A 21,676-nucleotide genomic window follows, 5' to 3' on the forward strand; every position below is an offset into this window, starting at 1 on the left:
CTCGAGCCTATATTACTCACCAGTAACCAAGCTCAGGCACGCGGGCGCCCGGAGCCAGTCTGGCAGGTCGTCCCGGCGGAGTCAGGCAGTTGTCACCCGTACCGGGGTATCCAGCACCCGGCCCTCGCCGACGATCCGTACGCCACCGGTGATCGTCACCGACGCCTGCAGCGGGCGGTCCTCGCAGGAGCGTCCGACCGACAGCTCGATCTCGCCGGGCTCGACGATCCGGCGGTAGTCCGGTCCGGTGAAGCTGAAGCGGTCGCAGTGCACGCTGAAGGTCACCCGCCGGCGCTCTCCCGGCTCAAGATCAACCCGGGCGAAGCCGATCAGCTGCTTCAGCGGGCGGGTGACCCGGGCCACCGGATCGCCGGCATAGAGCTGCACCACCTCGGATCCGGACCGGTCCCCTGTGTTCGTCACGGTCGCCGACACGTCCACAGTGCCGAGGTTGTCGATCTCGGCACTGCTCAGACCAAGATCATCCAGTTCGAAAGTGGTGTAGGAGATGCCGTGGCCGAAGGGATACAGCGGCCGCGGGTCGAGGTTGGAAACGCCGTCGCTGTACCAGCCGAGCGGCGGCGCGATGTAGGTGCCGGGCTGGCCGCCCGGGTGACCGGGGATCCCGATCGGCAGCCTGCCCGCCGGATTGATTCTGCCTGAGAGGACGCCTGCCAGAGCGGCGCCGCCCTCGATACCGGGCATGAACGACTGGATCACGGCGGCACTGCGTTCGGCCAGGCCACCCAGGGCATACGGCCGGCCGGAGATGATCATCAGCACCACCGGTGTGCCGGTGTCCAGGACCGCCGCCGCGAGCTGGTGCTGCAGCCCGGGCAACCGCAGATCGACCGAGTCGCAGCCCTCCCCGGACGTGCCCTTGCCGAACATCCCGGCCCGGTCGCCGATGGCCAGCACGACGAGATCACTGGCTGCGGCCAGTTCGACCGCAGCGGCCAGGCCGGAATCGTCCGGCTCGAGGACCGGGACGCCGGCAGCGACCGTGACCTCGGCATCGGCGAACTCCCGTCGCAGGGCGGTGGCCAGATCGTCGCCCGGCAGCCCGATCTCGTCCGAGCCTGCCCGGGACAACACGTGGTTGGGGAAGGAGTAGCAGCCGAAGAAGGTGCGGATGTCGGCGGCACACGGACCGATGACCGCGATCTTCCTGCCCGCGGACTGCTCGTACGGCAGCACGCCCGAGTTGGCGAGCAGAGTCACCGAGCGCTCCGCGACGCGGCGGGCGAGATCCCGGTTGCGCGGGCTGTCCAGATCGACCGTCTCCGGCTCGGCCGGCGTCCAGCCGTGGTCCAGCAAGCCCAGCTCGGCCTTGTGGGTGAGCACCCGGCGGACTGCGGTGTCCAGCTCGTCGGCAGTGATCAATCCGGCCTCGAGGGCCTCACCGAGCTGGTAGAAGGCGCTCGTCTCGGGCAGCTCGACGTCCATGCCTGCCGAGAGCGCCAGTGCCCCGGCCCCGCGCAGATCCGTCGCGACCCGATGCATGGTCTGCAGGAACGGGATCGACCAGTAGTCCGAGACGACCGTGCCGTCGAAGCCCCAGCGCTCCCGCAACGTCCCGGTCAGCAGGTCGCGGTCGGCCGCGACCGGGATCCCGTCCACGTCGGAATAGGAATTCATCACCGACCGGACACCGCCGAGCCGGACCGCCATCTCGAAACTCGGCAGTAGCAGGTCCTCGAACTCCCGGCGCCCCATCGGCACCGGAGCGTGATTGCGGCCGGCACGGGAGGCCGAGTAGCCACAGAAATGTTTCAGAGTCGCGATCACCCCGGCGGACTGGATTCCCCGCACATAGGCGGTGCCCAGGGTGCCGACCAGATAGGGATCCTCGCCGATCGTCTCCTCGACCCGGCCCCAGCGATAGTCGCGGACGACGTCCAGCAGCGGGGCAAGCGACTGATGGACACCTACAGCGGCGAGATCGGAGCCGATGGCCGCGGCCATCTGCTCGATCAGCTGCGGGTCGAAGGTCGCACCCCAGGCCATCGCGGTCGGATAGACCGTGGCTCCGTAGCTGGTGAACCCGGTCAGCGACTCCTCGTGGGCGACGGCGGGGATGCCCAACCGGGACTGCTTGATCACCCTTTGCTGCAGGTCGGCGAGCTTGGCCATGCCGTCCACGGGATCGATCGGCGCGGTGCCGAAGACGCGCGTGAGCTGGCCGAGGCCATGGCGCGCGGTGTGCTCGAAGCCGCGCCGGGAGGCATCGAAGACCGACTGCATCGGAGCGACCTCGTCGGCGGTGTCGACGGGGTCGGCCGGGGTTTCGGAGATCACGGCATGGGCGGCGACGGGATCCGACGGCTCGTCCCGCGGCCAGAAACTGCCCAGCTGGCCGATCTTCTCCTCGGTGGTCAGTTCGGCGAGCAACGCGTCCACCCGCTCGGCGATACTCCGTCCGGGGTCGTTCCAGCTGTGCATCGTCATCTCCACGGCGAGACGGATCGAAACTTTCGATCCGTGTACGGCAACTTTCGCGCAGAACTCTAGCCGATGCCCCGGAAATCTCGGAGTGCCGCCGGGTAGCGGCCGATCACCCCGGCAGGGTGCGACTCCACCAGTCCAGGACGATCTCGAAGCGCTGCCGGCGATGCCGGGGCCGGCCCGCGCGACTGAGCTCGTGGTTCTCGCCCGGGAAGACGACCAGTTCGGTCTCGACGCCCTGCCACTTCAGGCTCGCGTAGTAGCGCTCGGCCTGGCTGAGCGGACAGCGCAGATCCTGTTCGGAGTGCAGGACCAGCGTCGGAGTCGTGACGTCGGCGACGTGGGCCTGCGGGCTCTGGGCGGCGATCTGCTCGGGATCGGTGCCGACGTACTCCTGACCGAAGAACGAGCCGATGTCACTGGTGCCGGCGAAGAGCTCGGGATCCAGGAAGCCGCGCTCGACGATCGCGCCGCTCCACCGATGATCGTGGGCGATCGTCCAGGCGGTCAGATAGCCGCCGTACGAACCGCCCAGGATGCCCGTCCGGTCGCCGTCCAATCGTTCGTCGGAAGCGATCGCCTCGTCCAGGAAGTCCAGTACGTCGGCCAGGTCGACGGTGCCCATCGACCGCCGGATGGCCCGGCCGTGGTCTTCGCCGTAACTGCGCGACCCCCGCGGATTGCAGTAGGCGACGGCGTAGCCGGCTCCGGCCAGGATCTGGGTCTCGTCGAAGGCGCCGACCCCGTAGGCGGCGAACGGGCCGCCGTGGATCATCAACAGCACCGGGAATGGGCCTTCGCCGTCCGGCACTGCCAGCCAACCGTGCACCGGGTAGCCGTCGCGGCCGGTGATCGTCAGCTCGGTCGGCGTCACCAGTCCCCGCTCCCGGATTGCTGCCGAGAAATCGGTCAGATCCGTGATGCCATCGTCGGCCACCACACCAATATCACCGAAGCTGGTCGGGTGGCTGTAGCTGACGACCATCGTCGTGTCGGTCGCGTCGAATCCGCTGATGTCGACCGAACCGTCGGTCAGCGCCTCGACCTCACCGGTCGGCGCGACGCTCAGCAGTTGCTGGGTGCCCTTGCGGCTCTCGACTACCAGGACCGAGCCGTCCGTGCGCGGCACGATCTCGCCACCCAGGTCGTACGTCGCGGGGTCCGTCACCCGGACGGGTGCCGCGTCGGGGTCGGTCGCATGGTCGGTCGGATGGTCGATCGCATACAGCGCATGGCTGCGGCCGATGAAGTCCAGGCCCTCGGGACCAAGATCACCGGCGACGAAGAAGATCTTCCCGTCCGGTGCGAAGGCGGCCGAGCCGATCGCGTACGGTCCGTACGCTCCGGTCAGATTCCTCGGCTCCTCCGGCCCTGCTCCGGCATCGGTCACGCCGATCAGCAGCAGGTCGGTCCGCCGATCAAGATCGCGCCCGGGGTGCACCGCGGCGATCACCGCCAGCGATGAGCCATCCGGGGAGAAGTCCACCAGCTGGTGGTCGGTGTCGGCGCTGGTGATCTTGGTCGCGGGCGGGACGTCGGGTACCGGATCCGGCTTGCCGTCGACCGACGGGACGGGTTGGACGACCGGCTCGGCGGCAGGATCCGGCACCTCGACGACGAAGACGTGCGCGCGGCGATCGATGTCGTAGCCGAGTCCGTTCTGGGAGTACTTCAGCGTCGTGATCCGGCGTGGCGGCTCGGCGCCGGCGTCCAGACCGTCGATGGTTCCGTAGCGCCCCTGCTCGGGATCCCTGCTGGTGAAGGCGATCCGGCTGCCGTCGGGCGACCAGGCGAACTGCGAGACGCCGAGCTTGCGGTCGGTGACCTGGACCGGTTCGCCACCGGTCGCGGTGACGACGTACACCTGCGGCGGCTTGCCCGGTGCGGCGCGCAGGAAGCCGATCAGGCCGCCGTCCGGGGAGTATTGCGGCGCGGTGTCGCGATAGCCGCGGGTCAGCCGGCGCGGAGCGGCACCGTCGACCGGGACGGTCCAGAGCTGCCCGACATAGCTGTCGGCACCCAGGTCCGGCCGGGTCACGGCGGCGACGGAGACCGAACCGTCGGGATGGAGCGAGGGAGCAGAAACGGAGTTGATCAGGTCGAGATCGGCAGGCTGCACGGGGTCAGCCTATGATCCCCGCCGGTTGCAGGATCATCCGGTAGCGGTCGTCGGGCCGGGACGGATCGATCAACACCTGTACGGTCTTCAGACCCGGGTAGGCCTGTGCCGGATCCTGCATGAAGTTCTCGCTGGCGAAGGTGTGGTGCTGCCCGGTCGTCGGGTCGACCCAGTCGGCGAAGACCTGCCACGGATTGACCCGGTTGATCTCGACCTGCGGATTGCGAGCGATCCTGATCACCTCGGCCTCGACCCGGGTCCCGTTGGCCTCCAACCAGGAGTCGATCCGACGCCGGCGGACGTACACCGTGATCAGCAGCAGCCCGACGCCGGTGAAGACGATGCCGAGCACTCCGGTGATCAACGGCGCCAGCCACTGCGAGACAAAGCCGCTGAGCCGGGCATCCTCGGGATGGCCGGCCTGGTAGAGCACTGTCACCTGCTTGCCGATCGCCGGCCGGGAGTTGGTCCCGGTGTGCGACCGGAAGGTGATCTGCCGGCCGTCAGTCGCAGTGAAGCGGACCACCGGGTAGTAATCGGTGGTGCAGCCGCCGCCGGAGTTACTGCAGCTCAGCTGGCTCGCGACGTCGACCACCGTGCCGGTCGTGCTGGTCGCGGTGGCGCGGAAGTGCACCGAACTGGTCGTGGTGACGGCGCAGACGACCAGCAAGATGATGCCGACGGGTGCGAACACCGCTCCGACGATGACGATCAGTCTGCGAATCACCGGATCTCCCTGCTGTTGTCAGCGCCCGGCGAACCGGGCCTTCCCCGGTCCGTCCTCCACGAACGAGGTCATGCCTGTCGCCCGGTCCTCGGTGGCGAACAGGCCGGCGAAGAGCTGGCGCTCGATCTCCAGGCCGGTGGCCAGGTCCACACCGGCCCCGAGATCGACGGCCTGTTTGGCCGCCGCCAGCGCGAGCCGCGGTCCCCCGACGAACTGCCGGGCCCACTCGACCGCCGCCGGATAGACCTCCTCGGCCGGCAGCACCCGGTCAACCAATCCGATCCGCAGTGCCTCGTCGGCGCGGACGAACCGGCCGCTGAAGATGATCTCCTTGGCCCTGGACGGGCCGATCAGCCTGGCCAGCCGCTGGGTGCCGCCACCGCCGGGGATGACACCGAGTTTGATCTCCGGCTGGCCGAAGGTCGCGTCCTCGGCCGCGAACCGGACGTCGGCGCACAGGGCCAACTCGCAACCGCCGCCGAGCGCGTAGCCGTTGATCGCGGCCACGACCGGCTTGCTGATCTTGGCGACGGCGCTGAAGCATTCGACGATGCGAGCCGACTGGGCGTTCATGTCGGCATAGCTCATTGCCGCCATCTCCTTGACGTCAGCACCCGCAGCGAACACCTTCTCGCCGCCGGTCAGCACCACCGCCGCGACGTCGTCGGCACGGTCCGCCTCGCCCGCCGCGGCAGCGATCCGGGCCCGGATCTCGACATTCAGCGCGTTCAACTGCCGCGGGCGGTCGATCCGCAACGTAGCGACGCCGTCGGACACCTCGAGCCGTACGAGATCACACATGGATGCACTGTATCGACGGCAGAGTCGTCCGGGCGTCGGCTGCGAGCGGTTGCCGAATCCTGGGGTACTTCTGGGTCGGATCCCCGGCGCGCGGTTGTGCCGGCGGCTATCCTGAACCGGCTTTCGCAACAGAACGGATCTCCTATGACCCAGATCGACCTGCCGACACCGACCGAAGAAGCCGTCCTCGGAGCACAACTGGACGCCGACGGCGCGACCTTCGGGCTGTGGGCACCACGTGCCACCCGAGTTGAGTTGGCGCTGGTCGACGAGGACCGTACGCAGCACAACCACGACATGGAACTCGGCGCGGACGGCGTCTGGCGGGTGCACGTCCCGGGTGTCGTCGCCGAGCAGCGCTACGGCTTCCGGGTGCATGGTGAGTGGGCGCCCGAGGACGGCCGCCGTTTCAACCCGGCCAAGCTGCTGCTCGACCCGTACGCGCGTGCGATCACCGGCGGCGTCGACTATGCCGGCCCGATCTCCGACCACACCACCGAGTCCGATTTCACCCCGGACCCGACCGACTCCTTCCAGGCCGTGCCGCTGAGCGTCGTGGTCGAGGACACCCCGGCGCCGGAGCCGATCGCCCGGCGGCGTCCGCTGGCGGAATCGGTGATCTACGAGACCCACGTCAAGGGCTACACCCAACTGCACCCGCAGGTCCCCGAGCACCTGCGCGGCACGTTCGCCGGCCTGGCCTACCCGGCCGTGATCGAGGATCTGCAGGATCTCGGCATCACCGCGATCGAGTTGCTCCCTGTGCACCACTTCGTGTCGGAGCCGTTCCTGATCGGCCGCGGGCTGACCAATTTCTGGGGCTACAACACCCTCGGCTTCTTCGCCCCGCACGCCTTCTACTGCTCGGTCGGGACAATGGGTCAGCAGGTCCGTGAATTCAAGGAGATGGTGACGGCCTTCCATCAGGCCGGCATCGAGGTGATCCTCGACGTGGTCTTCAACCACACCGGCGAGGGCGGGCACGAGGGACCGACCCTGTGCTTCCGGGGCATCGATCACGCGGGCTACTACCGGCTGACCCAGGACCAACGCAACGACTACGACGTCACCGGTACCGGCAACTCCGTCGACACCAGCAATCCGGGCGTGGTCCGGATGATCATGGACTCATTGCGCTACTGGGTGACCGAGATGGGCGTGGACGGCTTCCGCTTCGACCTGGCCACCACGCTGTTGCGGGACGGCCATCACAACGTCACCCAGGATCATCCGCTCAAGACCGCGATCGCCCAGGACCCGGTCCTGGCTGATATCAAGATGATCGCCGAGCCCTGGGACGTCGGTCCGTACGGCTATCAAGTCGGCCGCTTCGGCCCCCGCTGGAGTGAGTGGAACGACCGGTTCCGCGGCCTCGTCCGCGACTACTGGCGCGGCAATTCCGACGTCCAGGAGCTCGCCGCCCGGCTGGTCGGATCACCTGACCTTTTCGATCATGACGGCCGGACCGCCGCAGCCAGCGTCAACTTCGTCACCGCCCACGACGGCTTCACCCTCCGCGACCTGGTCACCTACGACCTGAAACACAACCAGGCCAACGGCGAGGGCAACCGGGACGGTTCGGACGACAATCGGTCCTGGAACTGCGGATTCGAGGGTGAGACCAGCGACCCGGGTGTCAACGCGTTACGTCACCGGCAGGCCAAGAACCTGTTGATCACCACGGTGCTGGCCGCGGGAGTGCCGATGATCACTGCAGCCGACGAGATCGGCCGGACGCAGGACGGCAACAACAACGCCTACTGCCAGGACGGGCCGATCTCCTGGGTGAACTGGGGTGATGCCGAGACGTGGAGCGACCTGCGCGACCTGACCCGGACCGTCTTGCGGCTGCGGCGCGATCATCCGGTGCTGCGCTCGGACAAGTTCCGGCATGGCGACGAGGTGATCGGCAAGGACGGCGAGCCGACCGGGCGCAAGAATCTCGCCTGGTTCGCGGGCTATCCGCACGATCTGCAAGGCGAGATGACCGTCAACGAGTGGCAGGACCAGAGCCGGCGGACGCTCGGGATGTACATCGCCGACAACGCATCCGACGATGCCGAGGGTGCCGAGGGTGCCGACGACAACGCTGCCGATGATGCTCTGCTGATCTGGTTCCACGCCGGAGCGGATCCGGTCGAGGTGCAACTTCCCGGCGGTGCTTGGGGCAGCAGCTACAAGGTCCTGGCCCACACCGGTACGGAGGGTGAGCTGCCCGATGAGCCGGTGCCGGGCGACAGCCTGTTGACCATTCCCGGGCGGACGATCGTCATCCTGCAACCAGAAGCGTAAGCACCTGGCTCGCGATCTCGGCCGGGGACGGCAGCGAACGCTCCCCGCCGAATCGTGTGGCCAGAGCCCGCTGGAATGCCGCACCGACGATCAGGAGTGCGACCGTTCCAAGATCGGCATCCCGGATCCGGCCGGCGGACTGCTGGGCGGCCAGGTAATCCCGTACGGGCACGACGGCCAGGTGCGGTCCCTGCTGTCCGCGATGCTCACCGAAGGCCGCGAACAGGTGCTGATCGGCCTGGGAGGCGATCAGGCCAGGCAGGATTCGTTGGTAGTAGGCCTCGAGGAATTCCAGCAGTCGCCTGATCCCCGGCTCGGGCCCGACGTCCTGGCTGATCAACTCCTCGACCATGACCTGGTACTGCCCCACCTCGGCGAAGATGATCTCCCGGAGCAGGCCACCACGATCGCCGAAGTGGTAGAAGATACTGGACTCCGCGACCCCGGCGCGTTCCGCGACGGCTTTGGTGGTGAATCCTGCGACGCCGACCTCGGCCAGCAACGCGGCCGCAGCGCCGACGACCGATTCCCGGACGCCCGTACGCGGCCTGCCCCGGCCACGCCGCTGCTCACTCGTCATCGGCCCCTCCCAGATCGTCGGTCTTAGGCCTTGCCCTCGGGACGACCGCATCCTATCTTTTATTGAGTGCTTACTCGATAAATAGGAGTTGATCATGCGAATTCTGGTCTCAGGTGCGACCGGCAATGTGGGTGGCGCGCTGGTGAAGCAGCTGGCCGATGCCGATGTGGCGGTGCGCGCCGTCAGTCGCCGGCCCGCGGATGCCGGGCTTCCGGATGGTGTCGAGGTCGTCTTCGGCGATGCCGATCGGCCGGACACGATCGCAGCCGCAGCACAGGATGCCGACGCCGCGTTCGTGATGACCGCCGGAAAGGACTCCGGCGCGCTCCGGGCGCTGGCCGATGCCGGCGTGCGCCGGGTGGTCTATCTGTCGGCCCTCACCGTGCAGACCAGGCCGGGCTTTCCGATCGGAGCGTGGCAGGAAGCCGCCGAGCTCGATCTCCGCCGGCTGCTGCCGGAATCCACGATCCTGCGTCCCGGGCAGTTCACCTCCAACACCCTGGCATGGCGGAAGATGGTCGGATCGGGAACGATCTACGCACCGTTTCCGGACGTCGCGACATTGATGATCGACCCGTACGACATCGCTGCCGTGGCGCGGGCCGTCCTGCTGGACCCGAGTGGCCGCTATCTGGGTGCTGCGTACGGGCTGACCGGAGCCGAGTTGATCACGACGCGCAGACGGGTCGAGATCCTCGGCGAGGTGCTCGACCGCGACCTGCAGGTGGTCGAGATCGATCGCACGGCCGCCCGGTCGCAGATGCCGCTGCCGGAGGCGCTGGCCGATGCCGCGCTCGAGCTCAGCGCGAATCCCAATGCGGCCGAAACCGAGATTCTTCCTGCAGTGCAGGAGATTCTCGGTCGCGAACCCCACACCTTCGCCGATTGGGTGCGAGCGAACCGGCACCACTTCGACTGAGGGCCGTCGGGCTTGGGCCTCGCTTCGCCGGCAGGCTCAGGCGATCAGATCGAGTGCGCGTCGAATCCGGTTCTCCATCACACTCTCCGTCCGGTTGAGGGCGTCCCAGAGTGTGCGGGCGAGGTTGCCGGTGCCGAGGTCGTAGGTGCCGCCCGGGTTGACGATCAGGACGCGTCCGTAGCTGGTTTTCCAGACCCGGGTGTCGGGGTCGGGTTGACGCACGTTGATGTGTCCGAAGGTTTTGTGCCGGTGTTCGCGCCGGGTCAGCGGGGCGAGGTTGTCGGGGCTGGTCTGTCCGGGTGGCCCGCCACGGTCCGCTGGCAGGTAGGGAATGGTGTGGTCAAGATCGTTGCGCCGGTTGAGGCTGTTGGACCAGGGGAACCGGGATGCCGGGGACAGGGTGAGCAGCGTCTCCCGCATCGCAGCCGGGATCTCGTACCGATCGACCGCGGTGATGCTGCCGGTGTCGATGACGGGTTGGAGTTTGACCGTGCAGGCCTGACCGAGCCAGTGCCGGACTGTGTCGAGATACAGCGGGCCGAGGCCTTCGACCCGGGCCAGTCGGGCTTGCGGATCGGCCGGCCCGAACGGGCCGTCCAGCGATGCGTCGGAGATGTGGAGGTGCAGGATCGCCGACGGCTGCAGCTTGGTGAAGTCGAGCTGTCGGATCAGCCCGGTCACCAGCTCGGCGATTACGACTTCACGAACCGCCTCCGATGCGGCATCCTGCGCCCGGTCAGCCCCAACACCGTCCGCCACCGCATCCGCCCCATCAGTAGAGGCTGCACTGGCATCGGTTGCGCTGCCGTGGGGCACGGCGTCCGCGGCTTCGTCCCCAGGCTTGTTCGTGGCCGAGTTGTTCGTGGCGGGGTTGTTCGTGGCGGGGTTGTTCGTGGCGGGGTTGTTCGTGGCGGGGTTGTTCGTGGCGGGGTTGTTCGTGGCCGGCTCGTGCTGGTCGTCGGCGGTCGGCACCTCGGGCTGTGCGGGCTGCCACCGATCTTGAGATCCCGGCCGATGATCATCGTGGTCCTGGAGGTGGGTGAGGGTGTCGGCGGCTTGGTCGAACAGGCCGGGTTGGTGGGCTTCCAGCTGGATCCGGACGGCGAGTCCGGGGTTGGTCTGCAACAGCTGGGCGGCGACTGCCCGCCATTCGTCCAACCCATCCCGCCCATCGGCACGACCTTCAGCGGCGTCGGCGCCGCGGACCGGGACTCCTGGGGGTAGTTGGTCTTTGCGGGCTTTGAGGATTTTGGCCAGGGTGGTGATCGCCGTCCAGGAGGCGCGGGCGTCGGCTTCGGTGGTGTGGAAGTACAGGTAGGTCATCCCGTTCGCATCCGGGCGGCCTTTACGCACGTACCGGTCCCGGACCGCGGCTGCGGCTTCTTGTTCGAGGCGTTCTTGGTCGACGCGTTTGATCTGGGCGTCGAGCAGGTTGTCCAACCGTTGCCCCAGCGTCAACCGCGGCAACGATCCGGACAGGTGCCGCTCAATGTCTCCGGCCTGTGGCTTCGACAGGTGCCGGGTCCGGAAGGTGACTCGGTGGACGGTGTCGCGGCGGACCCGGCCGAACCGGATCTGGGTCCACAACTGCGGCATCCGGTCCCGGGCATCCAGGGCGTCGGCGATCAGGTTGCGGCCCTGGTCGGGACTCATCCCGATCTCACACCCCAATGCACCGGCGGCGGTCTCGGCCACATCCGGGGTGCCGGCCCCGCCGAACAGGACCGCGTCCTCCCCGTAGACGTCCAACCGCTCAGCCGGGCTGAGCAGGCTGTCCGACGGGTGCAGGTCGGCCCACTGGGCGGCCGCGATCAACAGGTCGCAGCCGGCACGCTTCTCGGCCAGCATCGAAGCTCGAGCGGCAGCCAGCACGCTGCGCTCGTCCAACTCCCCCGATGCCGAATCCATGCCAGGAACGGTATCCGGCACCACCGACACGATCCATCCCTATGTTCGAATCTGTGGATAACCCTTCAAACCACTTCCGAGGCTGTGGAGAAGCAGCGGTCTACGGCTCGCTGATCTTCGGCAGTGCCGCCAGCCCCAGCTCGGCATCGCTGGCCAGATCGGGATGGTGCGGCACCACCCGTACGGTGTAGCCGATCGATCCGGCCCGGTGCGTGGAGACCGTGCCCTGGTATCGACGGACGCCGTCGGGCTGGTCGACTCCGGCCGGGAACGGATAGCTCTGGATGTCCAGCAACTCGTCGTCGGGACCGACCCGTCCGGCTACCATCTGCACCTCGATCTCCTCCGGCCGGAGCTCCCCCAGCCGGACAAGCGCGCTGACATCGATAGTGGCGCCGACCTCGACGGTCTCACCGCCGAGGCTCTCGACATGATCAACACTGACCTGCGGCCAGAGTTCGCGGACCCGTCGCTTCCAGGCGGCGAGTTCCTCGGCCGACGTCGGGGTCGCCGACACGCGCCGTGACGACGCGGTCGCCGGAGTGTAGAGCTTCTGGACGTAATCGCGGACCATCCGCGACGCGAGCACCTTCGGGCCAAGCCCGGCGACGGTCTCGATCATCGCCTGGATCCAGCGCTGGGGCAGGCCGTGGCTGTCGGTGTCGTAGAAGCGCTCCACGATCTCGTTCTCGATGATCTCGTACAGCGCCCGCGCCTCGAGATCGTCGCGCTGGTTGGGATCCTCCACCCCTTCGGCCGACGGGATCGCCCAGCCGAAGGCCGGGTCGTACCACTCGTCCCACCAGCCGTCCCGGATCGAGAGGTTGGCAGCGCCGTTCAGTGCTGCCTTCATCCCCGACGTACCGCAGGCCTCGTAGGGACGCAGCGGATTGTTCATCCAGACGTCGCAGCCCGGATACAGCGGCCGGGCCATCGCGATGTCGTAGTCGGGAAGGAAGACGATGCGATGGCGTACGTCCTCCTGATCGGCGAACTGCACCATCTGCTGGATCAGCCGCTTGCCGCCCTCGTCGTCGGGATGCGACTTGCCGGCGATGACGATCTGGATCGGACGCTCAGGGTCGGTCAGCAGCCGCTTGAGCCGCTCCGGATCCCGCAGCATCAGGGTCAGCCGTTTGTACGACGGCACCCGGCGAGCGAAGCCGAAGGTCACGATGTCCGGGTCGAGGACATCGGCGGTCCAGTCGCTGGGCAGGCCGCGGGTGACCGCGCTGGCCGTCAGCCGCTCCCGTGCCATCTCGACCAGGTCGATCCGCATCCGGCGCTTCATCGTCCAGATCGTCGCCCGGTCGACGCGCTCGAGCCCGGCCCAGTCGTAGCCGTCAAGAATGGTGTCGCCGTTGCCGCGGGCCGATTCGAGCACCTCCAGTAGCGCCGGATGGACCCAGGTCTCGTGATGCACGCCGTTGGTGATCGAGGTGATCGGGACCTCGGCGGTGTCGAAGAGCTTCCACAGACCGTGGAACATCTCCCGGGACACCTCGCCGTGCAGTTCGGACACCCCGTTGGCCCGTTGGGCCAGACGGAAGCCCATCACCGCCATATTGAATTTGGTCGGATCCCCGTCCTGGTAGTCCTCCGCCCCCAAGGCCAGCACCCGGTCTACGGGCAACGGCTCGTAGTGAGCGAAGTATCGCCGGATCAGTTCCCGGTCGAAACGGTCGATACCGGCCGGGACCGGGGTGTGCGTGGTGAAGACGGTCCCCGCCCGAGCCTCCTCCAGCGCCGCGTCGAAGTCCAGTGCAGGTCGGCCGTCGACTCCGGTCATGTATTCCCGGATCCGTTCCAGGCCGAGGAAGCCGGCGTGGCCCTCGTTGGTGTGGAAGACCTCCGGCAACGGCGTTCCGGTGACCCGGCAGAATTCCCGGATCGCCCGTACGCCACCGACCCCCAGCAGGATCTCCTGGGCCAGCCGGTGATCGGAACCACCGCCGTAGAGCCGGTCGGTGACGTCGCGATCGGTGCCGGAGTTGAATTCGATGTCGGAGTCCAACATCAGCAGCGGGACCCGCCCGACCTGAGCCACCCAGACCTGGGCGTACAAGGTCCGGCCGTCAAGAGGCAGCTCGATCACCACCGGCTTGTCCTGGTCGGCGTGATCATGAAGGAGTCTCAGCGGCAGGCTGTTGGGATCCAGCAGCGGATACCGCTCCTGCTGCCAACCCGAGTTGTTGAGCGACTGCTCGAAATAGCCGTGGCGGTAGAGCAGGCCGACGCCGATGATCGGGACACCGAGATCGCTGGCGGCCTTCAGATGATCACCTGCCAGGATTCCGAGACCGCCGGAATACTGCGGCAGCACCTCGGTGACCCCGAACTCCGGGGAGAAATAGCCGATCGACTTGGGTGCGTCAGCGTTGCCGGCCGCGTATTCCTGATACCACCGGTCCTCGGTCAGGTAGTCCGACAGCTCAGCCACGGCCAGCTCGACGCGCCGGGTGAATTTCCGGTCGGCGGCGAGTTCCGCCAGTCGCTGTGGTGCCACCTCGGCGAGCAACCGGACCGGATCGTGGCGGGTCTGTGCCCACAGCTCTGGGTCGATACTGTCGAAGATCTCGCGCGTCTCGGCATGCCAAACCCAGCGGAGATTGAGCACCAGGTCCGCAAGGCCGTCCAGCGGCTCAGGCAGGACGGGGCGGACAGTGAATCGTCGAATGGCGCGCACGACGCCAACACTAGGGGAAAGCGCCATGGGTTTGGCGAGTCGTCCCGCGGCTAATGTAAACGCGTGACCTTGCGAACGAAAGGCTCCACCCCAGTCGCGCCGATCACGAGGATCCCGGTGCTGAAGCCGTCGCCGGTGATCGGTGACGGTGAGCTACCGGCCAAGGCCGCGGTGGGTGAGGTATTCACCGTGGCGGCGACCGTCTTCCGGGAAGGGCACGACTCAGTCGGCGCGCAGGCCGTCCTGACCGGGCCCGACGGCCGCACACGGACGGTGGCCTTGCAGCCGATCCCACCCGAGGGTTTCGACCGGTGGGGCGCCGACGTACGCCTCGACCGGGCCGGCAACTGGACCTTCCGGATCGAGGGCTTTGACGACCCGTGGGAGACCTGGCTGCACAACGCCAAGATCAAGATCCCGGCCGGGATCGACGTCCAACTGGTGTGCACCGAGGGCCACCTGCTCTTCACCGAGTCCGCCCTGGCGGCTGCCGAAGCCGGCGACCCGTCCGCCGCTGCGGTGCTGTCGGCGGCTGCTGAGGCGATGAAATCGTCGTTGCAGGTCGAGGACCGACTGACGCTGGCTCTGGCCGCCGACGTCACCGAGGCGATGGACCGGCACAAGCCCCGCCGGCTGCTGTCGGCAACGCGGGAGTTTCCGATCTTCTGCGACCGCACGAGGACGCTGTTCTCGTCCTGGTACGAATTCTTCCCACGGTCGGTGGGCGCGACCCAGGACCCGCGGACCGGCGCCTGGCAGTCGGGCACCTTCGAGTCCTCCCACGAACGCCTCGAGGCCGCTGCAAGGATGGGCTTCGACATCGTCTACCTGCCGCCGATCCACCCGATCGGCCGCTCGTTCCGGAAGGGCCCGAACAACACCCTCGAGCCAGGTCCGTACGATCCCGGCTCGCCCTGGGCGATCGGCGGTCCCGAAGGCGGCCACGACGCGATCCACCCCGACCTGGGGACCTTCGACGATTTCGACCGCTTCGTCGCCAAGGCCAGATCGCTCGGGCTGGAGGTCGCATTGGATTTCGCTCTGCAGGCCTCCCCTGATCATCCCTGGGTCAGGGAGCACCCGCAGTGGTTCAGCACTCGCGCTGACGGCACGATCGCCTATGCCGAGAATCCGCCGAAGAAGTACCAGGACATCTACCCGATCAATTTCGACAACGATCCCGAGGGGATCTACGCCGAGTGCCTGCGCTTGATCAACTTCTGGATCGGTCACGGCGTCACGGTGTTCCGGGTCGACAACCCGCACACAAAACCCGTCAACTTCTGGGCGTGGCTGCTGGCCGAGGTCCGCAGGGATCATCCGGAGGTGATCTTCCTCGCCGAGGCCTTCACCCGGCCGGCGATGATGCACACCCTGGGCAAGATCGGCTACCACCAGTCCTACAGCTACTTCACCTGGCGCAACGAGAAGTGGGAGCTCATCGAATACCTCACCGAGCTGACCACCGAGACCGATCACTTCCTGCGTCCCAACTTCTTCGTCAACACCCCTGACATTCTCTCGGGTTTTCTGCAGACCGGTACCGCGACCGCCTTCACCATCCGGGCAGTGCTCGGCGCGACACTGTCGCCCGACTGGGGCGTCTATTCGGGCTTCGAGCTCTTCGAGAGCAAGCCGCTACGGCAGGGATCTGAGGAGTATCTGGACTCGGAGAAGTACCAGTACCGGCCTCGCGACTTCGCCGCGGCCGATGCCGGCGGCGAGTCGCTGTCGCTGCTGCTAGGACGGCTCAACCAGATCCGCCGTGACCATCCGGCCCTGCAGCAGTTGCGCAAGCTGCACTTCCACACCACGCACCATGATCAGGTGCTGGCCTATTCCAAGAAGATCGGTGACGACGTGATCATCGTCGTCACCAGTCTTGATCCGCACCGGACGGTCGAGACCGAGGTGTATCTGGACATGGCGGCGCTCGGACTCGATGATCACGAAGTGTTCTGGGTGCACGACGAGCTGACCGGACGGCGGTGGCGCTGGGGTCAACGCAGCTTCGTACGGCTGACCCTGGAGGACCCGGCCCACATCCTGACTCTGTCATCAGAGCCGCCGGAGCCGGCGGACCCGTCGGACCCGGCCCCCGGTGCCGCATCGTGAGCGGGGAGCCGCTGCTGGACCACATCACCGCCGCGCGCTGGTTCGGCGGCAAGGGGCGCTCGGCCGAACTGATCGGCCTCACCCCACTCGGTTGGCTGCGCCCGCCCGGACAATGGCCGGCGGTCCGTCAGGAGATCGCCGCGATCGGCTATCCGGGCAGTACTGATCATGACTTCTACCAGTTGTTGATCAGCTATCGCCCGCACGACCAGCAGTCCGGAGCGGTGATCACCGAGACCACCGACGCCGAGCACGGCGTGCTGGCCGGCGTCGACGGCACCGACGATCCGGCCGCCCATGACGCGCTGCTCGGCCTGGTCCTCGACGCGTCGTCTCCGACGGGCTCGAAGACTCCGGCGGACGCGACGAGCCTGGTCGGCCATCGGCTCGGTGGCGATCACCTGACACCGGGACTGCCGAGCCGGGTGTTCGGCGGTGAGCAGTCCAACACCTCGATCCTGTTCGCCCATCTGGCGATCCTGAAGATGTTCCGGCGGATCGAGCTCGGCCGCAATCTCGACGTCGAGACCCACGACGTGCTGACCCGGACCGGGAGCGACGCTGTGGCCAGGCTGATCGGCTGGATCGAGGGCAGCTGGCCAGGCCCGGATCCGAACGTGAGCTTCGGCGCGGACCTCGCCATGATCACCGAGTTGCTACCCGAGGCGCGGGACGGTTGGGAGTACGCGCTGGCCGAGTTGCGCGCGGGACAGGATTTCACCGCCGAGGCGCACCGCCTCGGCCGCGCGCTGGCCGGTGTGCACGACCTGCTCAGACAGAACTTCCCGACCAGCACGATCGATGGCGGCGAGGTCGCGGCGATCATGAACGATCGGCTGGACGTCGCCGCCCGGGCAGCACCGCAACTGGCGCCGTACGCCGAGGGCCTGCGCAGGACGTTCGACTCCTTGGCCGGCCGCACACTCGAGGTCCAGCGCGTGCACGGAGACTTCCACCTCGGCCAGACACTGCACACGCCACGGGGCTGGAAGATCATCGACTTCGAGGGCGAGCCCGCGAAGACGCTCGCCGAGCGGAGCCGGCCGGACAGCGTCTGGCGCGACCTTGCCGGGGCGCTGCGGTCCTTCGACTACGCCGCCGCGCACTCCCCCGCCGGCCGTGCGGCCGACTGGGCCGCGGCCTGCCAGCAGGCGTTTCTGTCGGGCTACGAGCATCCGGACCCGGAAGCGGTTGACGTGCTGCGGGCCTACGTCGCGGACAAGGCGATCTACGAGGTCGTCTACGAGGCGAGGAACCGGCCCGACTGGGTAGAGATCCCGTTGACCGCCGTTGCCGCAATTGCCAATACCGAGGAGCCAGCATGACTGATCGGACCGCCTTGACTGACTCGACTGGGGGCCTGACCGGTTGGGACCTGTCGGGATTTCACGAAGGCCACGACACCGAGTGCTGGCGTCGGCTGGGGGCGGTCGAAGTGCCCGGCGGGACCCGGTTCTCGGTGTGGGCACCCAATGCCCGGGCGGTTCGACTGGTCGGCGACTTCAACTTCTGGGACGGTCACGACCACCACTTGGAGCTGGTGCCGGGATCCGGCGTCTGGGCGCTGTTCGTCGAGGGTGTGGGGACGGGGGCGCTCTACAAATTCGAGATCCTCGGTGCCGACGATGTCTGGCGCCTGAAGACCGATCCGATGGGCCGGTTCTTCGAAGCAGCGCCGCACAACGCCTCGATCGTCTACAACAGCCAGTACACCTGGCAGGACGACCAGTGGCTCTGGTACCGCGGCGAACGGCAGGCATGGGAACGTCCGATGAGTATCTACGAGGTGCATCTGGGCTCCTGGCGTCGCGGTCTGACCTACCTCGAGCTGGCCCGCGAACTGGTCGAATACGTCAGCTGGCAGGGCTTCACCCACGTCGAGTTCCTGCCGCTGGCCGAACACCCGTTCGAGGGTTCCTGGGGCTACCACGTGACGGGTTATTTCGCACCGGTCTCGCGATTCGGTTCACCCGATGAGTTCCGTTATCTCGTCGACCAACTGCACGCCGCCGGGATCGGCGTGATCATGGACTGGGTGCCCGGGCACTTCGCGACCGATCCATGGGCCCTGCAGCGATTCGACGGCACGGCGCTCTACGAGCACGAGGATCCGCGGTTGGGATGGCATCCAGACTGGGGCTCCTACATCTTCAACCTCGGGCGCAACGAGGTCCGCAGTTTCCTGATGTCCAACGCCTACTACTGGCTCGAGGAATTCCACATCGACGGGCTGCGGGTCGACGGCGTCGCCTCGATGCTCTACCTCGACTACTCGAGGTCTGACGGCGAATGGATCCCCAACAAGTACGGCGGCAACGAGAACCTGGAATCGGTCGCCCTGCTGCGTTCGGTCAACGCCGATCTCTATCGCCGCAAGCCCGGGATCGTGACGATCGCCGAGGAGTCCACCTCGTGGCCCGGCGTGACCCGCAGTGTCGATCATGGCGGACTCGGCTTCGGCTTCAAGTGGAACATGGGCTGGATGAACGACTCGCTGCGTTATTACGGGCGCGAGCCGATCTATCGCCAGTACCACCACAACGAGATGACCTTTGCGTCCTCGTATGCCTATTCGGAGAACTTCGTCCTGCCGATCAGCCACGACGAGGTCGTCCACGGCAAGGGCTCGATGTATGAGCGGGTGCCGCAGGACGAGTGGCGCAAGTTCGCGACCATGCGAGCCTTCTACGCATTCATGTGGGCCCATCCGGGCAAGAAGCTGCTCTTCATGGGCACGGAATTCGGCCAGAAGCGGGAGTTCAGCGAGCAGCGCAGCCTGGACTGGCACGAGACCGAGGGCTGGGGGCACCGCGGCGTGCAGCTGCTTGTCAAGGACCTGAACCGGGTCTATCGTGCCAACTCAGCCTTGTGGCGTCATGATCACGACCCGACCGGTTTCCGGTGGATCGACGCCGATGATCATGGTGGTAACACCTTCTCGTTCCTGCGGATCGATCCGGGCGGCGACGACGAGGACGCCCAACAGGTCGCCGCCGTGATCAACTTCAGCTCCGAGCCGCGTTACGACCTGCGCATCGGCCTGCCGGCCGAGGGCCGCTGGACGGAGATCCTCAACACCGATGCCGCGATCTATGACGGCACCGGCCAATTCGGCAATCTCGGCCAGGTGATCGCCACCGAGGTGCCGAGCCACGGATTCGACTACAGCGCCACGGTGACCGTCCCTCCGCTGGGCGGGATCTGGCTGCGGTTCGAGCCGGAGCACCCTGTCGATGACCCCGACGAGGTGCTGACCGAGATCGCCGGCTCCGTCGCCCGTCGCGGCACACCGGGCCAGGACACGCCGGAGGAAGGCACGCCGGCGGAAGGCACACGGGAGGAAGGCACGCCGGCGGAAGGCACACGGGAGGAGGGCGCGCCGGAGGAAGGCACACCGGAGGAGGAAGCGCGGAATGACCGTCGCGGCAGCGACGGCGACAATCCCTGGTCGTCGGCGGCTGCGACCGGGTCCGCGCCGATCCCGACCGCCGGGGTGCGTCCGCGACGGGCCAGCGAGGACCGGCCCGAGGATAATCGCTAGCCTGTCCGCGTGAGGGACCCCGAGATCACCATCGAGCCTGCCGGCCCGGGCTCCGGGGTGCTGCGCTGGCAGCGACACGGCGAGGCGGCCCCGGAATCGCTGATCGTCGCCATTCGGACCGCGACATCGCAGGCCTTCGCCGGCTCTGCTCTGCACCGGATCGAGGCCGACGTGCCGGCCGATGATCATGCCGGCCGCAGAGCGTTGCTGCGGTCGGGGTTCCGTTGGGAGGGAACCCGCCGGCGCGCAGTGTTGGATGCGTCCGGCGAGCCGGTCGACGAGTTGATCTTCTCCCGGCTGGACGACGACCGGGTCGACGGGCCGGACGGCTTCTCCGGGGTGATGAATTCCGCACTCCCCCGCAAGAGACTGATCGCGCATGTGCTGATGCACGACGAGGCAGGCCGGATCCTGTTGTGCGACACCGCGTTCAAGACCGACTGGGAGTTGCCGGGAGGGGTCGTTGAGCCGTTCGAGTCGCCGCGGCAGGGTGCGATCCGGGAGGTCAAGGAAGAGCTGGGCATCGACATCGAGCTCGGACGGCTGCTGGCCGTCGACTGGATGCCGCCCTACCTGGGTTGGGACGACGCCGAGGAGTTGATCTTCGACGGTGGGGCGGTGACCGAGGCCGAGATCGAGGCGTACGTGCTACAAGCCTCCGAGATCAGGTCGGTGCAGTTGATCACCATCGAAGATGCCGAACCGCATCTGACGGCACTGTCCTTCCGCCGGCTGTCGGCGATCATCGCTCTGGGCATGGAGCGGACGCTGACCATGGAAGACGGCCGGGTCGTCCAGGGCCCATGATCGACGACTGGATCCGACGCATTCGCAGTCCCCGGCTGGCCGGGCTGCGCACCCTGATGCGCTGGACCGTGCTGCGGCCGGTCAGCCGATGGTTCCTCCGCATCCGGATCAGCGGCCTGGACCACTGTACGGGGCTCGACCAGCCGGTGATCGTGGTCGCCAATCACAGTTCGCACTGGGATTCGGTCCTGGTGCACGGCTACCTCCCGACGGCCATCACGCGCAGGCTGGCCACCGCTGCCGCCGCCGACCACTTCTTCCACCGCAGCCGGCCGCCCGTCGCGCCACGACTGTTCTTCAACGCCTTCCCGGTCGAGCGTCCGGGGCGGCCGAGCAAGGCGCCACGCGGCCTGACCGGAGAGCTGCTCTCCGCCGGCACCTCCGTGCTGATCTTTCCCGAGGGCACCCGATCACGCAGCGGGTCGAGCCGTACGGGCAGTTTCAACCCCGGTGCCGCCAGCCTTGCCGTGAGACGGAACCTGACCTGCTTGCCCATCCAGATCACCGGGACCTGGCAGGCCTGGCCACCCCATCAGACCCGGCCTCGCCGACCCCGCAGAGCCGTCACCATGACCATCGGCGAGCCGCTCGTCCCGCAACCGGACGAGACCATAGCCGGGTTCAACCAGCGACTCCGGCAAGCACTTGAGGCACCCGCGACACACCGGTAGATGGATAGTTTCCGGCCCGAAAACCCGCCAACTTCCGGTGGTTCTGCCTTCGTGCTACAGAGAGA

14 protein-coding genes are annotated in these 21,676 nt (G+C 67.4%); 7 read left to right on the forward strand and 7 right to left on the reverse strand.

Annotated features, from left to right (window positions below):
* Window positions 1-81: 81 nt before the first annotated feature.
* From IEY07_RS05905 to IEY07_RS05920, 4 genes are all read right to left on the reverse strand, one after another.
* Window positions 82-2,442, reverse strand: a complete 2,361-nt coding sequence (locus IEY07_RS05905; protein WP_229669746.1) for a beta-glucosidase family protein — start codon at window positions 2,440-2,442, stop codon at window positions 82-84.
* Between the two features lie 112 nt (window positions 2,443-2,554).
* Window positions 2,555-4,564 (reverse strand): S9 family peptidase, encoded by a 2,010-nt coding sequence (locus IEY07_RS05910; RefSeq protein ID WP_188894230.1) that lies wholly within the window; start codon window positions 4,562-4,564, stop codon window positions 2,555-2,557.
* Between the two features lie 4 nt (window positions 4,565-4,568).
* Window positions 4,569-5,291, reverse strand: a complete 723-nt coding sequence (locus IEY07_RS05915) for a DUF3592 domain-containing protein (RefSeq protein ID WP_188894231.1) — start codon at window positions 5,289-5,291, stop codon at window positions 4,569-4,571.
* Window positions 5,292-5,309: 18 nt separating this feature from the next.
* Window positions 5,310-6,092, reverse strand: coding sequence for an enoyl-CoA hydratase/isomerase family protein (locus tag IEY07_RS05920; RefSeq protein WP_188894232.1), 783 nt, complete (start codon window positions 6,090-6,092; stop codon window positions 5,310-5,312).
* Between the two features lie 144 nt (window positions 6,093-6,236).
* Here IEY07_RS05920 and glgX point away from each other — a divergent pair, with 144 nt between their 5' ends.
* Window positions 6,237-8,384 carry a glycogen debranching protein GlgX gene (glgX, locus tag IEY07_RS05925; protein ID WP_188894233.1) on the forward strand — a complete coding sequence of 716 codons (2,148 nt, stop codon included), beginning with the start codon at window positions 6,237-6,239 and terminating at the stop codon, window positions 8,382-8,384.
* On the opposite strand, the gene IEY07_RS05930 is transcribed toward glgX, so the two are convergent.
* Entirely contained in the window at window positions 8,362-8,964 is a 603-nt protein-coding gene (locus IEY07_RS05930) for a TetR/AcrR family transcriptional regulator (RefSeq protein ID WP_188894234.1), read from the reverse strand. The two genes, glgX and IEY07_RS05930, sit on opposite strands and share 23 nt — an antisense overlap.
* A gap of 94 nt (window positions 8,965-9,058) precedes the next feature.
* On the opposite strand from IEY07_RS05930, the gene IEY07_RS05935 reads away from it, so the two are divergent.
* Entirely contained in the window at window positions 9,059-9,883 is an 825-nt protein-coding gene (locus IEY07_RS05935; RefSeq protein ID WP_188894235.1) for an NAD(P)H-binding protein, read from the forward strand.
* A 36-nt stretch (window positions 9,884-9,919) separates the two neighbouring features.
* Here the strand turns inward: IEY07_RS05935 and IEY07_RS05940 are convergent, their stop codons facing one another.
* Window positions 9,920-11,791 (reverse strand): HNH endonuclease signature motif containing protein, encoded by a 1,872-nt coding sequence (locus tag IEY07_RS05940; RefSeq protein ID WP_188894236.1) that lies wholly within the window; start codon window positions 11,789-11,791, stop codon window positions 9,920-9,922.
* A gap of 100 nt (window positions 11,792-11,891) precedes the next feature.
* Window positions 11,892-14,477: an alpha-glucan family phosphorylase gene (gene glgP, locus IEY07_RS05945; RefSeq protein ID WP_188894237.1), complete on the reverse strand. Its 2,586-nt coding sequence runs from the start codon at window positions 14,475-14,477 to the stop codon at window positions 11,892-11,894.
* A 63-nt stretch (window positions 14,478-14,540) separates the two neighbouring features.
* Here glgP and IEY07_RS05950 point away from each other — a divergent pair, with 63 nt between their 5' ends.
* The 5 genes from IEY07_RS05950 to IEY07_RS05970 are packed head-to-tail and all read left to right on the forward strand — an operon-like array spanning window position 14,541 to window position 21,611.
* Window positions 14,541-16,592 carry an alpha-1,4-glucan--maltose-1-phosphate maltosyltransferase gene (locus tag IEY07_RS05950; protein ID WP_188894238.1) on the forward strand — a complete coding sequence of 684 codons (2,052 nt, stop codon included), beginning with the start codon at window positions 14,541-14,543 and terminating at the stop codon, window positions 16,590-16,592.
* Window positions 16,589-17,917 (forward strand): phosphotransferase, encoded by a 1,329-nt coding sequence (locus IEY07_RS05955; protein WP_188894239.1) that lies wholly within the window; start codon window positions 16,589-16,591, stop codon window positions 17,915-17,917. Before IEY07_RS05950 ends, IEY07_RS05955 begins: the two co-directional genes overlap by 4 nt.
* Window positions 17,914-20,133: a 1,4-alpha-glucan branching protein GlgB gene (glgB, locus tag IEY07_RS05960; protein WP_229669747.1), complete on the forward strand. Its 2,220-nt coding sequence runs from the start codon at window positions 17,914-17,916 to the stop codon at window positions 20,131-20,133. The genes IEY07_RS05955 and glgB overlap by 4 nt, the downstream gene beginning before the upstream one ends.
* Before the next feature lie 9 nt (window positions 20,134-20,142).
* Entirely contained in the window at window positions 20,143-20,940 is a 798-nt protein-coding gene (locus tag IEY07_RS24025; RefSeq protein ID WP_229669748.1) for an NUDIX hydrolase, read from the forward strand.
* Window positions 20,937-21,611 carry a lysophospholipid acyltransferase family protein gene (locus tag IEY07_RS05970; RefSeq protein WP_188894240.1) on the forward strand — a complete coding sequence of 225 codons (675 nt, stop codon included), beginning with the start codon at window positions 20,937-20,939 and terminating at the stop codon, window positions 21,609-21,611. The genes IEY07_RS24025 and IEY07_RS05970 overlap by 4 nt, the downstream gene beginning before the upstream one ends.
* Window positions 21,612-21,676: the final 65 nt, after the last annotated feature.

The sequence above is a fragment of the Microlunatus endophyticus genome, from assembly GCF_014646195.1.
Lineage (GTDB): Bacteria > Actinomycetota > Actinomycetes > Propionibacteriales > Propionibacteriaceae > Microlunatus > Microlunatus endophyticus.